Source organism: Microvirga guangxiensis (genome assembly GCF_900102135.1).
In the GTDB taxonomy this organism is placed as follows: Bacteria; Pseudomonadota; Alphaproteobacteria; order Rhizobiales; family Beijerinckiaceae; genus Microvirga; species Microvirga guangxiensis.
The window spans coordinates 416,936-431,795 of the sequence record NZ_FMVJ01000005.1 but is presented as its reverse complement, the minus strand read 5'-3'; the positions used below and the strand labels follow the sequence as shown (position 1 = coordinate 431,795).

The 14,860-nt window shown below is 56.8% G+C and carries 12 protein-coding genes; 7 read left to right on the top strand and 5 right to left on the bottom strand.

The genetic code is table 11. The annotated features are described in order from the left end of the window. Positions 1-3: 3 nt before the first annotated feature. From BLP10_RS10800 to greA, 5 genes are all read left to right on the top strand, one after another. A complete protein-coding gene (locus tag BLP10_RS10800; protein ID WP_175493875.1) occupies positions 4-780 on the top strand; it encodes an ABC transporter ATP-binding protein in 777 nt (258 codons plus the stop codon). Beyond that, positions 773-1,498 (top strand): ABC transporter ATP-binding protein, encoded by a 726-nt coding sequence (locus BLP10_RS10795; protein WP_091134183.1) that lies wholly within the window; start codon positions 773-775, stop codon positions 1,496-1,498. The genes BLP10_RS10800 and BLP10_RS10795 overlap by 8 nt, the downstream gene beginning before the upstream one ends. Further along, on the top strand, positions 1,495-2,520 hold the full coding sequence (locus tag BLP10_RS10790; protein ID WP_091134181.1) for a branched-chain amino acid ABC transporter permease: 1,026 nt from the start codon (positions 1,495-1,497) through the stop codon (positions 2,518-2,520). The genes BLP10_RS10795 and BLP10_RS10790 overlap by 4 nt, the downstream gene beginning before the upstream one ends. After that, positions 2,517-3,635: a branched-chain amino acid ABC transporter permease gene (locus BLP10_RS10785; RefSeq protein WP_091134179.1), complete on the top strand. Its 1,119-nt coding sequence runs from the start codon at positions 2,517-2,519 to the stop codon at positions 3,633-3,635. The genes BLP10_RS10790 and BLP10_RS10785 overlap by 4 nt, the downstream gene beginning before the upstream one ends. A 62-nt stretch (positions 3,636-3,697) precedes the next feature. Then, complete coding sequence (greA, locus tag BLP10_RS10780; protein WP_091134177.1) at positions 3,698-4,165, top strand: transcription elongation factor GreA; 468 nt, start codon at positions 3,698-3,700, stop codon at positions 4,163-4,165. Between the two features lie 3 nt (positions 4,166-4,168). Here greA and BLP10_RS10775 read toward each other — a convergent pair whose 3' ends face one another. From BLP10_RS10775 to BLP10_RS10760, 4 genes are all read right to left on the bottom strand, one after another. After that, on the bottom strand, positions 4,169-5,656 hold the full coding sequence (locus tag BLP10_RS10775) for a sensor domain-containing diguanylate cyclase (protein ID WP_210183614.1): 1,488 nt from the start codon (positions 5,654-5,656) through the stop codon (positions 4,169-4,171). A 147-nt stretch (positions 5,657-5,803) separates the two neighbouring features. Further along, positions 5,804-6,031 carry a hypothetical protein gene (locus tag BLP10_RS10770; RefSeq protein WP_091134175.1) on the bottom strand — a complete coding sequence of 76 codons (228 nt, stop codon included), beginning with the start codon at positions 6,029-6,031 and terminating at the stop codon, positions 5,804-5,806. A gap of 92 nt (positions 6,032-6,123) precedes the next feature. Beyond that, positions 6,124-9,438, bottom strand: a complete 3,315-nt coding sequence (mfd, locus tag BLP10_RS10765) for a transcription-repair coupling factor (RefSeq protein WP_091134173.1) — start codon at positions 9,436-9,438, stop codon at positions 6,124-6,126. A 66-nt stretch (positions 9,439-9,504) separates the two neighbouring features. Then, positions 9,505-9,873, bottom strand: a complete 369-nt coding sequence (locus BLP10_RS10760; RefSeq protein WP_091134171.1) for a hypothetical protein — start codon at positions 9,871-9,873, stop codon at positions 9,505-9,507. 564 nt (positions 9,874-10,437) lie between these two features. Between BLP10_RS10760 and BLP10_RS10750 the strand changes: the two genes are divergently transcribed. Continuing rightward, positions 10,438-11,856, top strand: a complete 1,419-nt coding sequence (locus BLP10_RS10750; protein ID WP_091134167.1) for a protein adenylyltransferase SelO — start codon at positions 10,438-10,440, stop codon at positions 11,854-11,856. 430 nt (positions 11,857-12,286) lie between these two features. On the opposite strand, the gene BLP10_RS10745 is transcribed toward BLP10_RS10750, so the two are convergent. Further along, the gene (locus BLP10_RS10745; RefSeq protein WP_175493874.1) at positions 12,287-13,714 is read right to left on the bottom strand and encodes a type II and III secretion system protein family protein; all 1,428 of its coding nucleotides are present in this window, start codon (positions 13,712-13,714) and stop codon (positions 12,287-12,289) included. 363 nt (positions 13,715-14,077) lie between these two features. Here BLP10_RS10745 and BLP10_RS10740 point away from each other — a divergent pair, with 363 nt between their 5' ends. Next, a complete protein-coding gene (locus tag BLP10_RS10740) occupies positions 14,078-14,593 on the top strand; it encodes a tetratricopeptide repeat protein (protein WP_091134163.1) in 516 nt (171 codons plus the stop codon). The last annotated feature ends 267 nt before the right edge of the window (positions 14,594-14,860 follow it).

Sequence of the window (14,860 nt, the reverse complement as noted above, 5' to 3'; positions counted from 1 at the left end):
GAAGTGACGGCAGCAACAGCAACGCCCGCGCTGGAAACGCGCGGGCTAACCATTCGCTTCGGCGGCCATGTGGCCGTCAACGACGTCTCATGCCGGTTCACTCCGGGCACGCTCACGGCCATCGTCGGCCCGAACGGGGCTGGCAAGACCACCTATTTCAACTTGATATCCGGCCAGTTGCGCGCATCGTCCGGGCAGGTTCTGGTCGAAGGCGAAGATATCACCTCCTTGGCGCCGTCGGCTCGTGCCAAGCGCGGCTTGGGACGCGCCTTTCAATTGACCAACCTTTTCCCGGATCTGACGGCACTCGAAAATGTGCGCCTTGCCGTGCAGAGCCGCGCCGAAGCCGGCTGGTCGCTGCTCAAGATCTGGAACAGCCGCCGCGATCTCATCGAGAAGGCAGAACACATTCTCGAGCGCGTACGCCTGAGCGACAAGCGCCACATCGCGCCTAAAGCACTCTCCCACGGCGACCAGCGCAAGCTCGAGGTTGCGCTTCTGCTTGCAATGGAGCCGAAGGTCTTCATGTTCGACGAGCCAACCGCCGGCATGAGCGTCGACGAGGTGCCGACCGTGCTTGAACTCATACAGGACATCAAGCAGCGCGGGGATGCCACCGTGCTCCTCGTAGAGCACAAGATGGACGTGGTCCGCTCGCTCGCGGACCGCATCGTCGTGCTGCATAACGGTGCTCTCGTCGCCGATGGCAATCCGGCCGAGGTCATCGCCTCTCCCGTGGTGCAAGAGGCGTATCTCGGCGTGGAGGTGGCTCATGGCTGAGCCTCTGCTTCAGCTCTCCGGGGTCCACACGCATATCGGACCGTATCACATCCTCCACGGCGTGGACTTCTCCATTCCCGCAAGCCAGCTCACGGTGCTTCTAGGCCGCAATGGCGCGGGCAAGACGACGACGCTTCGCACGATCATGGGCCTCTGGCAGGCCTCATCGGGCATGATCCGTTTCGACGGTAGAGACATCACGAAGACCAGTACGCCGGATATCGCGCGTGCCGGCATAGGCTACGTGCCGGAATCCATGGCGATCTTCACGGATCTTACGGTCCGCGAGAACATCGTACTCGCCGCGCGCAGCGGCCCGGTTGAGCCTGCACGCCTGGATTGGATGCTTGGGCTCTTTCCTGCTCTGAAGCGCTTCTGGAATTTGCCTGCCGGCAATCTCTCCGGAGGGCAGAAGCAGATGCTCGCCATCGCCCGCGCCATCGCCGAACCGCGCCGCCTTCTGCTCATCGACGAGCCCACCAAGGGCCTCGCGCCCGTGATGGTGCGCAGCATGATTGAAGCGTTCAAGGCTCTGAAAGCCTCTGGAGAAACGATCCTGCTCGTGGAGCAGAATTTCTATGCGGCATCGGCACTCGGCGACAACGTGATCGTCATGGATGACGGACGCATTGTGCATTCCGGTGCCATGCGCGAGATGGTGGAAGACAAGACCCTGCAGCAGCGACTGCTCGGCCTATCCCTGGATGCTCACCAATGACTGAAATGGCTGCCGGAACCACCACATCGTCCGAACCGTTACCGCGCGCCAAGACGGATTTGCTACCGCTCCTGATAGTGCCGGCCCTCGCACTCCTCGCCCTACCCTTCGTGGGCAGCGGTTCGACCTGGGTGACGCTCACGGTCGCAGGCCTCGCGATGGGAATGATGATCTTTCTCATGGCATCGGGTCTCACCCTGGTGTTCGGCCTCATGGATATCATCAATTTCGGCCATGGCGTCTTCATCTCGCTCGGAGCGTACGCGACTCTCATCATACTCGGCCCGCTCGCGGGCTGGGCGCAAGCGGATTCGGTGTGGCTGAACCTGGGTCTGCTGGCCTTGTGCATCCTGGCTGCCATGGGCGTCACAGGGATCGTCGGCGCCGTGTTCGAGCGCATCATCGTCCGACCTGTTTATGGCAGCCATCTGAAGCAGATCCTCGTGACCATGGGCGGGCTGATCGTTGCCGAGCAGGCCATCCACGCCATCTGGGGCGCGTCACCCATTCCAATCCCCTTGCCTGAGACCCTACGGGGCGCTTTCATCATCGGCGATGTCATCATGGAACGGTACCGCGTGGTCGCGGTCGGCATTGGCCTTATCGTTTTCATCGGCATGCAGCTGCTGCTCAACCGCACCCGTATCGGCCTGCTCATCCGCGCTGGCGTCGAGAACCCGGAGATGGTCGAGGCGCTCGGCTATCGCATCCGGCGCTTGTTCGTCAGCGTCTTCGTGGCAGGCTCCGCACTCGCCGGCCTTGGCGGCGTCATGTGGGCCTTCTACCGCCAGACACTCACTGCCGGCATGGGCATGGAAGTGATGGTGCTGGTATTCATCGTCATCATCATCGGCGGCCTCGGCTCCGTCGGCGGCTGCTTCGTCGGCTCGATCCTGGTGGCGCTTGTGGCCAACTACGTCGGCTTCATCGAGCCGAAACTCGCTTTGATCTCCAACATCCTTGTCATGGCCCTTGTGCTGATCTGGCGTCCGCAGGGTCTCTTTCCGGTAGCGCGCCGATGAGCACATCCCCTACCCTGCCTCTCGCATTTGATGAGGCTCGCAAGAGCGGCGGCTTTTTGAGCAGCCTCTTATCCTCGGACTTTCCACGCTCGAGAATACTGACGTTCATTTTGCTCACCATCCTCGTGGTGCTCGCCGCGACGCCGTTCCTCTTCTCAGGCAGTCAGCCTTTGAGCACAGCAGCAAAGATCTGCGTCTTCATCGTGCTGGTCGCCAGCTACGATCTGCTGCTGGGCTATACGGGCATCGTTTCCTTCGCTCACACCATGTTTTTCGGCATAGGTGGCTACGGCATCGCCATCGCGCTGGAGCGCCTCGGCGCCACTTGGAGCTCGGTTGCGATTGGCCTCCTTGCAGCTTTGTGTCTTTCCGCCCTGCTCGCCGTGGCTATCGGCCTCCTATCTTTGCGGGTGCGTGCGATCTTCTTCTCGATGATCACACTGGCGGTTGCCTCAGCCATGGCGGTTCTGGCCTCGCAGCTCTCCGGCATTACCGGAGGCGAGGACGGGCTGTCGTTCCAGCTGCCTTTTGAGTTGCGCCCCGCCTTCAAGCTCTTTTCGGAACCGGTGATGGGCGTGGCCGTCAATGGCCGCCTTATCGCCTATTACCTTCTCTTCTTCGTCGCGCTTATCATGTTCCTGCTGCTGCTTCGCATCGTAAACTCACCTTTCGGGCGTGTGCTGCAGGCGATCCGTGAGAATGAGTTCCGGGCAGAGGCACTGGGCTATCGGGTGGTGGCCTATCGCACAATGGCATCCGTCATCTCAGCCCTCATCGCGACCGTGGCAGGTGCCCTTATAGCGCTGTGGCTGCGCTATAATGGGCCGGACACAACCCTCTCCTTCTCCATCATGATCGATATCCTGCTCATGGTGGTGATCGGCGGCATGGGAACGATGTACGGAGCGGTGATCGGCGCCACCCTCTTCGTTCTTGCTCAGAGCTATCTGCAGGTTCTCATGGACGCGGCAAGCAAAGCACTTGCCGGGGTGCCATTGCTTCCGAACCTTGTCCATCCGGATCGGTGGCTCCTCTGGCTGGGCGCGCTGTTTATCATCAGCGTCTACGCCTTCCCCGGCGGGATCGTCGGGCGGCTGCGGCAAGCTCGACAATAAAGAAGCAGACGGAAACTTAGCCGGTTTCCTGCGTTTCCCTTGGAAGCGCGGAGGAAGCGTCTATGAGTCGTGCCTTTGTTCGCGAGCCCGAGGGTGGAGAAGCCTTTGAGGATCTGCCTGATCGCACTTTGAGCCCTCACCATCTTGTGACCCCGGCAGGTCTCGCCCAGATGGATGCCGAGTTAAAATCGTTGCAGGTGCGTCTCGATGCAGCGAAGGCCACGGATGACAAAGCGGAAGTGGCACGCCTATCGCGAGATCTCCGCTATTGGTCGGCAAGACGTGTCTCGGCCGAGGTTGTGCCTCCCCCCACCGATACGGCTCATATACGCTTTGGAGCGAGGGTCACTTTCGAGCGGGAAGATGGGCGTCGGCAGACTTATCGCATTGTCGGCGAGGATGAGGCCGATCCGACCAAAGGGACTATCTCTTACGTCTCCCCTCTCGCCCAGGCCATGATGGGCAAGGAAGTAGGAGACTCCATCCCGGTCGGCACAACTTCGGCGGAGATCATCGAGATCGCCATCTGAGACTTACAGCCCGCTGGTTCCACTCATAGCTGCGTAGTAGGCTCGCTTAGCCTCATACATCCGTAGATCGGCACGTTTGACGACAGCCTCGAGCCTCTCGCCGCGCTCGCCTGTCGCAAGCCCTGTGGCAAAGCTGAGCGGCAGGCCGGTATAAAACTGGTTGTTCACCTCAAGCAGGTTCTCGATGCTCTCCAGAACTAGCTTTGCCTCCCTTTCTTCCATTCCAGGGAGCAACAAGGCAAACTCGTCACCACCGATACGAGCTGCATATGATGGCTTATCGATCGCGTTGTTCAATACCTCGCCGGCACGTCGCAGCAGCGCGTCGCCGGCTGCATGCCCGAGCTGATCGTTCGCAGCTTTCAAGCCATTAAGATCGATAATTGCAATGCTTACAGGGAACGGGCCTTTCCGCTCCAGCCGGTTGAGCTCATCGACATAGAAGGAACGATTGTAAAGTTTGGTCAGAACGTCATGTTTACCGAGATACTCTAGATAAGCCTCGGCGCGTTTGCGGGCTGTGATGTCTGTCAGCGCTAGCTGCACGAGCGACCAATCATGCTCATGTCCGGGCAGGACGGAGAACTGCAGATGCAGGTGAAGCTCGTCCCCGGCCAGGGAGTAATTCACCACTTCCCGCTGCTGGAAAATCTTTCCCTGCCAGAGCTCGATGAGCTGTTCCCGGAAATGCTCCTGCATTTCCTCGCGGAGAACCTCGCCGAGATTGCCCAGAAGCGTCTTCTTGTCAGGTGCGGCGAACAGTTCGAGCGTATGCCGGTTAACGTCGATGACGCGAATTTCACTTAAGCACCGCGCAATGAACTCCGGATGCACATCCGTAAAAGTGCGAAAGTCGCTGATCCCCTGCCGTCGCACATCGTCAAGCAGTTGCTTGACTGCGCTGAAATCCTCGACCCAGAGCGAGACCGGCGAATGCTCGAAGAGACCGCGTGCATAGGCTTCACTTGTCGCAAGCTCCCGGCGCGCATTCTCTCTTTCCGTGACATCCTCGATAGCGACAAGAACCCGATCCCATTCCTTTTCATGCCCCGGCAAAACCGTTCCTTTGAGCTGAATGTCGAGACGCTTTCCGGACAGGGTATAATTGACGGTATTGCTTTCGAATGCGAGCCCTCCATTCCAAAGCTGAACCAATTCGTCGATATGCGCCTTGAGCATATCGGCCTGGAAGATCTTATCGAGATTGGCAACCAGATGCGCCACATCGTCGGCTTCAAACAGACTGAGAGTTTTCCGATTGACCTTGATGACCCGGATCTGGCTGGAACAGGCTTGAACCCGCTCGAAGTCCTCTTCCAGATATGCCTTTAGCGAAGTTACACCGGCAGCACGCCACTTCTCGAAAAGCTGCTTGAGCCCACTGTAATCCTCCAGCCATAGAGATACAGGTGCCAGGTCGAACATGCGAGCGTCGTCCTGCGGATCATCAGCGAGGTGAACATCCAGAGTATTGGCGTTGGAGTGGAGCATAGAGAGCCTGCAGGTATTGATTCCCTCGGCAATTCACCCTGTCAGGCCTATGTTATACAAGATCAAAACACCAAAATTCTGATGTCTCGATCATCCGCAGTGCTGAAAACCCTCAGGTCGGCGAAACTTAGCTAATGCGGGGGCTTGCTAGATCTCCGTCTGCATTTGCTCGGCCAAAGATTGGCTCATGTAAGGGTGTCCAGCCTCATTCAGGGCACGGTCGAGGGCCTCGACAGCGGTCAGGATCTTCGTGAGTTCCTCTGCCATTTCCACGGAAGGGAGTGGAGCCTCCGAAATCTGCCGCGCCATTTCCCGGCGGCGTTTCACAAGGCTCTCGCGTGCGGAATTCAGCTCCTTAATTTCCTCAGGCGTCATAGGCTCCTCGTCATGATCGATTTTAAAGATAAGTCTGGGCGGCTGGATATGTTCGCAGTCAACTCATGATTGAGTGGTCGGAACGGAGGCTTTCAGGTCAAGTTGTTCAGAAGTTGCAAGATGGGCTTCAACCTCTCATCGGCCCGCTCAAGAGAACGAGCAAGGATCAGCCTTTCCCCATTCCAACGAAGTTCATCTTCAAAACCAGTGGCAGCTTCCTCAAAAGGGAGTCTATTGGATCCCCAAGGTTTGAAACTGAAGGCAATGGCCTGTGGTCCGGCATCAATCCGTACTACACCAAGGTGAAGGCAAAGCTGCTTCACTTCTGCCAAACTGATCAGGTTCTGCACGGACTGCGGCATGGCGCCAAACCGATCTTCGATTTCAGCACTCAGATCGTCAACACTCTCGAACGGATCGAGCCTTGCAATTCGGGCATATAGATTGATCCGCGTCTCTGGATCAGCAACATAATCTTCTGGAATACGTGCCGACAGTCCAAGATTAAGTTCAGGCGACCAGAGATCTTCCATACTCTGTCCGCACAGTGCGCGTTGCAGCATTGAACGATAGAGATCGGTTCCGATGAGCTTGACATGCCCTGCCTGCTCTTCCTCCAGCAGGGAGCCCGCTCCGCGCTGATCCAGGTCCTGCGCGCTGATAGCGAAACCGGCGCCGAGCCGATCCAGCGCTTCCAAGGTCCGCAATCTTTTCTCTGTTACTTTCGGGAGCACTTGATCGCGCTCCGTCAGAAGATAGACAGTGCCACGAATGCGCCCTCTCCCGACACGGCCACGCAGTTGGTGAAGCTGAGCAAGGCCGAAGCGGTCTGCTCGCCAGACCAGCATAGTATTAGCGCGAGGAACGTCGAGACCGCTTTCAATGATATTGGTTGCGAGCAACACGTCGCCCTCGCCATCGGCGAATCCGACCATTGCTTCGTCTGTCTCAACTGGCGACATCTGACCATGGGCCACCATCAGTTTTAATTCAGGAACGAGTTTCTCCAATTGCTGGCGCATCGGTTCAATATCTTCAATTCTCGAGCAGACCACGAAGCTCTGACCATTGCGTCGTTTCTCACGCATGAGCGCTTCGCGCATGCTTGCAGGATCGAATGCTGTCAAGAACGTGCGAATAGGTTGGCGCCGAGCAGGCGGAGTGGCAATGACGCTGATATCTTGCAAACCGACGAGAGAAGATTGAAACGTGCGCGGTATCGGTGTCGCCGTAAGCGCCAAGACATGGCCGCTCTTCGATAGTTCGCGCAGCCTCGTTTTATGCGCGACCCCAAATCGTTGCTCTTCGTCGATCACTACAAGTCCGAGATCCTTGAATGCAATCCCTTTTCCGGCGAGCGCATGCGTTCCCACGACGATCCTAATCGTACCGTCGGCGAGCCCTTTTTTGACGGCTCTTGCTTCTGCAGGCGCAACGAGACGTGAGAGATGGGCAATTTCAACACCCAAGCCCGCAAACCTTCTCTGGAAGGTTCTCAGGTGTTGTCGAGCCAAGACAGTCGTCGGGGCAACAATGGCCACCTGCTTTCCAGAAAGAGCAATCGCGGCGGCTGCGCGCAAGGCAACCTCGGTCTTACCAAAACCAACATCGCCGCACACCAAACGATCCATGGGGTACCCTGAAACGAGATCCTGGAGGACTTCTTCGATGGCACGCGATTGGTCAGAGGTTTCAGTGAAAGCGAAACGTGCGGCGAAGCGTTCGTAAATCCGAGGGGGCGGCACGATGGGCTCTACCTCGGTGGACTTTCGTTCTGAGACGAGCGCCTTGACCCGCTGTACCGCCTCCCGAATTTCGGCCTCGATCTTCTGCCGCCTACTTATCCATGCACCGCCATTGAGTTTGTCGGGCTTGACCGCCTCGGATGACCCACCATAACGCCAGATCGAATCCATCTCGGTTACGGGAACCATCAATGCCGCGTCATCCGCATAGCTTAGTCGGATAGCATCTTCGTATTGCTCCTCATTGAGCGTTATCGTCTCGATCCCGTCCAACCTGCCGATCCCATGCTCGCTGTGAACGATGGTATCGCCTATTTGGAAACTCATATCAGTGAACTGAGCCGCCGCAGATGATGCTCCAGATGGATCTTCGCAAATCGACCGGCTGCCGAACACGTCGTAAGCCGTGACGACGACGACATTGGACATCTCATCAACGAAGCCGCCTTTGATCTCAGCCTTGATCGCAAAAATGCCATGCGGCGGCCCTGAAAGGATATCCTTCCATTTCTCGATGGCAATTGTACCGGACTGGAGACTCTGGATCCTACGTCGAAGTCGAGCGAGGTCACGATCCGTTGTAGCGACCAACAGAATCCTGTGCCCCGAGTCCCTTTGCTCTCGAACGAACTCCAGCATTGTCTGCGTAGGCTTACGAGAACCCGCAAAGAAAGGTATTGCGACCTTCTCATTCATGGGTGTGGGACGAATGATCGTTACCCGCCGCTCGCTGAGAAGATCCTGCCACTCGTCATCAAGGATAAAGAGACTTTCCGGCTTCGCTGCATTGTCTGCTCCTTTGCGCAGACTTCTGCGGCTCTCGAAAGCATCGGCAACTTGTCCCATCACATCCTGACGTCGCTCTTCTGCTCCCTCCTCCATTACGAGTGCAGCTTGGGGCCAATAATCGAAGACCGTTTCCAGCCTGTCATAGTAATCTGACAGACGATGCTCCATCCCTGAAGAGCGCTCAAGATGAGCATCATCCTCGCCCTTAAGCGAGACGACTTCAGATGCAGGCCCCAGAGTGACGCTTTGGACCTCATCTTCAGTACGCTGCGTAATAGGATCATAGCGGCGAATTGCGATGATCGACGTACCATCGTGCTCCACACGATATGGCAGCAGGGAATCTGCTGGAAACAAATCGACGACCTGCCCGTGAATGGCCGCTTCTCCGGGCTCGTCCACACGGTCATCCAGGATATATCCGGCGCGGCTCAGAAAATCTTGGAGCTCTTCGTACGAATACGCGCTTCCCATCATGAGAGTCAGCGTCGCACCGTCCCAGATATCTCGCGGTGGCACTCGTTGAACAACGGCGGCAGGACTGGTGATCAGCACGCCAGCCTGATCTTCCACAGACGTCATCTCACGAAGCGACGCCATTCTCTGCCCCATCATCTCACGAGAAGGCGACACGCTATCGTAAGGAAGGCAGTCCCAGGGCGGGAGCAGCAAAACCTTTAAATCAGGCGCCAGCCCCTTCACCGCTTTTGCCATCTGCTCTGCTAGGCGCTGCTCCTGTGCTATGTAAATCAAACGGCTTGGCCCAGCCTCTTCGACCATCTCGATGAGACGTACCGCACGAAGCCCTATAGATGACACCAGAGACAGAAAAGACGGTCCCATGTCCGGAGGGCCGACGGGCTTAGCGCGCATGAGGTTCTCTTGGGCTGAATATGCTCGGATCTCAGCATAAACGCCCAGTATCTGAGTCAGTTGCAGCTAGAGGCTTTTCCGCCTCAACAGAGCGCCAAGCCGTGGATTGCTGGTCTCAGCCTTGCGCATTTCAAACAAGGCGTCCTGAAGGATATCGATGGAAGCAAAAGCCTGGGCTCGGGATGCAGCAATCGTTGCCGGGTCGCGCGCGGAGAAACGGTCGGCATCGCGCACCAACTTCGTGCAACGCTCCTGCACGGTACGTAGCGCCTCTCTTAGACGCGGCGTCGATTGCCCTGCCATCTCATCGCAGGCCTTGAGCACATCACGGGCAAGATCTTCACCGGCATAAAGCCCCGAATAGGAGCGGATCAACCTGCGAACATTGTACAGAGATTGGCGGACTTCCTGCCGCAAAATGTTGTCGTCGCTCATTTCACGCTCCCGAAATGGCCAAGCGCGTCCTTCTGCTTGAATGAGGCTTTCTACACTCACAACCCTGACGGAGGCTTGGCTTTGCTTTCCGAGGTGGAAGTCATTTTGGTGCGGATCAATTCGTGCTCGGGTTGGGGCCGGAGTACCGCAACAGAATGCTGTGCGCCCTCACCTTTCAGAAGAGGTCCAGCAACTATTGCTGCGACGAACGCAAATGCGAGCACGACCAAAGCGACTCGCCCATAGAGAGCTGCCCATTCCCTGGCTATCATTTATCTCCCCTCAAGCTGCTTCGTTAAAAGAATCATAAGAGTCGCCGCTGCTTCGGCCAAGCTCATATGGAGAATTTCAAACCATGACGCCAGGAAACGCTCTATAGTTTCGCGCCCAAGCCGTGGGAATTGATGGAGATTTCCGAAAAATCCGCACAAAAATACTTTTCCACAGCATGGTTAATTCAGAATGATTTCTTATACTATGTTTCAGTTTTTCGCACAGTTGCAGTTCTAGTTCGCGAACAATTCGCCTTGAGTGGAATTGAACAGGACAACCGGAAACGATTTGATGTCTTTTTCGCCTGCCTATCGCGCTTCAAAGAGCCACCAAGCCCTCGGGGCTGATTTTTATGACATCGTCGCGCCGGCTCAGTTTCCAACTCACCTTCTCCGATACCGAAATCAGAGATGGGCTGCCCGTACAGGTCTCGAAGACCTGACGGATGACCGGTGGGTCAAGCATTTCGGCCTCTTCGAGCCTCTTCCCGGCAGCTTCGAGCAGCCGCTCGCTCTGCGTTATCACGGCCACCAATTCAGAACATACAATCCTCATCTCGGTGACGGGCGAGGGTTTCTTTTCGCTCAACTATACGACACGCAAGATGGCAGGTTGCTTGATCTCGCTACCAAAGGAAGCGGGCAAACACCATGGTCGCGCCATGCGGATGGCCGCCTGACGCTCAAAGGGGGTGTTAGGGAAGTCCTTGCGACAGAGATGCTAGAAGCCCTCGGCGTCAACACTTCAAAATCATTCAGCCTGATCGAGACGGGCGAAGAATTGGAGAGGGGCGATGAGCCGTCGCCCACGCGCTCATCAGTTCTTGTGCGGCTCAGCCACTCTCATATTCGCATCGGCACCTTTCAGCGCTTCCTTTACCTGGATGAGGTCGGCAATATCGGCAGGCTGCTCGACTACACCATCACGACTTATATGCCTGAGCTCTGGCGAGAGAGTGCGCCAGAACGTGCCTCAGCCTTCCTTGAAGAAGTTTGCCGACGTGTCGCACGCATGGGGGCAGAATGGATGGCTGCAGGCTTCGTGCACGGCGTGCTCAATACAGACAATATCAACGTCACCGGAGAGAGCTTCGACTACGGCCCCTGGCGCTTTCTCCCCGCTTATGATCCCGCTTTCACGGCTGCATATTTCGATGAAACGGGCCTTTATGCCTTTGGGCGCCAGCCTGATGCTCTATTATGGAATCTGTACAGACTTGCAGAATGTTTTCTGCCCATTGCAGAGCAGAGCAAACTGGAGGCGTCGCTTTCCGCCTTTCAGCCTGCATTACACCAGGAATTCCCAGCAGCCATTCTCCGCCGCCTCGGTCTACGCTCTCACAGCCCGGAGCGAGACGCACAGCTTGCCCGGTCCTTGTGGGCATTCCTGCACAACACGAAAGCTCCCTTCGAGCAAACATTCTTCGACTGGTATGGAGGCGTGAAGAGTCTTGGGCGCGCCGGGCAAAGCCCTTCGGCTGCGTTCTACGCCCACCCAACTTTTCAAGATTTCCGCGACGCTCTTGAAGACTTCGAGCCAGTGTCCCGATTGAAACTCGACCATCCCTACTTCGCGAGACTTACGCCCTGCACGATGCTGATCGATGATGTGGAAGCAATATGGGAACCTATTGCCAGTCGAGACGATTGGACAGCCTTCCGTTCAAAGCTGGAAGACATCCGCACGATGTCTGAAGCCTATGCAGCTTAGATCCATATCTAAGAGAAATAGTCGGCGGACCCAGCCCCGCAACATCTGATGTTCAAGGCGGACTTGCGGTTAGGAGAAGCGACAGCATTAGCAACACCAGCACTCAACTTTTGGCCCTTTTAAAGACCCGGGCCATTATTTCGGAGCGACGTTTGCACCTGCCGCCGCAGTCGAAGTGCCATCGGCTGATCCGCTCTGTGCATTACCGGTGCTGTAGCGTTGAATGGCCTGAGCCGTGCGCTGCCCATCACCTGGAATATGAGTGTTCATGACATAAGGAGGCCAGGGATCTGCTGTATGTACGACCTTATTCCAGGCCTGCGCTTCTCCCGCATGAAGCGTGACGGTGTCCCGACGCTCCATGTAATCCGCGCACGCCCCCAGCAACATGGCCGATGCACAAAGAAGCGCAAATAGAGCAAACCTACTCTTAGCGCTTGACGATTTTTTTGACGGCATTGCGCTTTCCTGGCTTCAAATCGACAATGTGACCATAAGGACCGATCACCCCTGCGCCTTCGGCAAAGCGCTTTTGCATATCCTTGTCGACCTCCAAGGAGCCGACGAGGAAGAACTCCAGATCATTGCTGGGCTTTGTCGAGTCGAGCGGGGTGCGGAGGGGCTGACCTGGCTTGCCGGGCTTCACGAGCCGTGGCGTTACGATGATGACAAGATCGGTCTCCTGCTCCTCGAAGGAAGAAGAGCTAAAGAGAGCGCCGATGACGGGAAGAGATCCGAGCCACGGCACTTGCTCACGGTTCTTGGAGTGAACGCTTTGCAAGAGGCCCGCCATCGCGAAGCTCTGGCCGTCTCGAATTTCAAGGGAGGTGCTGGCGCGCCGGGTGATGAATCCCGGAATGGATATCGATCCGGTGCTCACGCGGATCGACTCGTCGACTTGGCTGACCTCTGGCTCCAGTTTGAGATTGATGATGCCGTTCTCGAGCACGGTCGGGGTGAAGTTCAGACGAACGCCATATTCCTTGTAAGTGACGGTGATCTGATTGTCTTCGGCAGAAACAGGAATAGGAACCTCACCACCGGCCAGGAAGCTCGCCTTCTCTCCTGAGAGCGCGATAAGGTTGGGCTCAGCCAGGCGACGGGCAAGTCCCTTCTCTTCCAGGGCCTGGACAAGAATATCCGCGCTGATGCCGCCACCAAGGAAGTTTGCAACGATTGTGCCGAATGGCGTTCCGCCGCTTGCCAGCAGGGGATTGTATGTGATGCCGGACGTCCCAGTTTGCGGAGGGTTGAAGTTTCCGAGCGATATCCCGCGACCGGAAGTATCACCGGCACGACGCCCGAACCAGCTGATGCCGAGTTCGCGGCCAGCGGTTCGGTTGGCCTCAATAAAGCGGACCTCCAGCATGACCTGCTGACCGCCTGTCACGCGCAAAGCATTGATAACGCCGTCCGATCCATATTGCTGGGCAATCTCCAGAGCCTTGCGCAGGGCGATGCCATCCGGCACCGTCCCGCTCAGACGGAGGCGTCCATTGACCGTTTCCACGCGGATATTGGCCTGAGGGATGGTTTCCTGAATGGTTGCCGCAAGGTCCGGCGTATCGGCGCCGACTTCGACGTTAACTGTTCCAAGCAACGCGTCATCGGCACCATAGACCGCAACATTCGTCCGTCCTTCCGCCTTGCCGAGCACATAGAACGAGCTTGCGGTAAGCGGCACAGCTGTCGCGATATCGGGATTTCCAACAACCACACGGCCGATATCCATCACCGTCTTAGCCGTCAGGAATTGCCCCTGCGCAACGTTGATGTCGCCAATAGCGCGCCCCTTGTTGAAGCGCAGCAATCTTTCCTGGGCATGCACTGCAGTTGCAGTCCCCACGAATGCAACCATGAAGGCGAACACCGCAAAAGCCAGCCCGAACTTGCTCGGTAATGCGCGGCAGCGTGCCAGATTAAACCTCAAACGCATTTCTGAAAAACCGCCCCAAAAAGTTATATTATTCTATTTTATTTTGCTTCGCGAAGTCTAGCCTTTCAAAGGGCTTAGGACTCCTCAAGCTGTGAGCTTCTGTGGTTAAAGGTACGTAAAGAAAAGGCGGCCTAGTCCATCTGGCCTAGCTGCTACTTGCCGTCAGAGGCTGCAGTATCTGCAAGCAATTGCCCGGAGCATGTCTTGCGAGCACGGGCAAACCACTGCTACATCGGTGCAACGAATCGCTATTGTACAGCGGAAAATAAGCCTGGGGGTTTTGCAATGGGAGCACTCGAACGGAAGCTGGCAACGGCTTTGCTTGGCTGCGCACTCCCCCTCCTGGCGGCATGCAACAACACGGGCACCTCCAGCTTCGGGAATAGCGTCACTGAGCTCGAACTGCCCTCCTCTGTCGAGGCTTATCCCGACAGCGAGGTCTTCAAGGTTGCCAAGGTACAATTCTCAGAAGGCAATTATGGCCATGCCGCGCGGTACTATGAGCGCACCGTCGAGATCGAACCCAATAACGGCGAGGCGTGGCTGGGGCTTGCTGCATCCTATGACCGCGTGCGCCGCTTCGACCTTGCGGATCGCGCCTACCGCGAGGCAGGACGGCTCGTGGGAGACCGGGCCGAGTATTACAACAATATCGGTTATTCATATCTGTTGCGCGGCGATGTCGTCAAAGCTCGCAGCAGCTTCCTGAAGGCGCACGAACTCGATCCAACGAACGTCACGGTCAACAACAACCTGGACCTTCTGCGCGACAACATCTCGCGTCCCAGAAAAACTATCTAGGTCAGCAAAGCAGCCTTCTTATCCAATGAGACAACGGCGATCTTGCAATCCGCCGATCCTATGAATGCGATTTCACCATTCATATATAAGCAGTGCCGCGCCCCTAGGCTGTTCGGCTGAATAACACCTCGCGAAAGCTCTAGGCCATCAGGCTGAATAGACCAACCTGCGAAAAAGTTCTTTGAATGTTTGTAACACAGCCAAGGGGGCTTGTGGGGGGTCACGCCGAAAGTGCGACAGACCAGTCTAACAGACCAAGGAATGAAA

Bases quoted from the DNA above. Each gene is read 5' to 3' on its own strand.
- BLP10_RS10795 (WP_091134183.1), top strand. From the start codon at position 773: ATGGCTGAGCCTCTGCTTCAGCTCTCCGGGGTCCACACGCATATCGGA.
- BLP10_RS10790 (WP_091134181.1), top strand. From the start codon at position 1,495: ATGACTGAAATGGCTGCCGGAACCACCACATCGTCCGAACCGTTACCG.
- BLP10_RS10785 (WP_091134179.1), top strand. From the start codon at position 2,517: ATGAGCACATCCCCTACCCTGCCTCTCGCATTTGATGAGGCTCGCAAG.
- greA (WP_091134177.1), top strand. From the start codon at position 3,698: ATGAGTCGTGCCTTTGTTCGCGAGCCCGAGGGTGGAGAAGCCTTTGAG.
- BLP10_RS10775 (WP_210183614.1), bottom strand. From the start codon at position 5,656: ATGCTCCACTCCAACGCCAATACTCTGGATGTTCACCTCGCTGATGAT.
- BLP10_RS10770 (WP_091134175.1), bottom strand. From the start codon at position 6,031: ATGACGCCTGAGGAAATTAAGGAGCTGAATTCCGCACGCGAGAGCCTT.
- mfd (WP_091134173.1), bottom strand. From the start codon at position 9,438: ATGCGCGCTAAGCCCGTCGGCCCTCCGGACATGGGACCGTCTTTTCTG.
- BLP10_RS10760 (WP_091134171.1), bottom strand. From the start codon at position 9,873: ATGAGCGACGACAACATTTTGCGGCAGGAAGTCCGCCAATCTCTGTAC.
- BLP10_RS10750 (WP_091134167.1), top strand. From the start codon at position 10,438: ATGTCTTTTTCGCCTGCCTATCGCGCTTCAAAGAGCCACCAAGCCCTC.
- BLP10_RS10745 (WP_175493874.1), bottom strand. From the start codon at position 13,714: ATGGTTGCATTCGTGGGGACTGCAACTGCAGTGCATGCCCAGGAAAGA.
- BLP10_RS10740 (WP_091134163.1), top strand. From the start codon at position 14,078: ATGGGAGCACTCGAACGGAAGCTGGCAACGGCTTTGCTTGGCTGCGCA.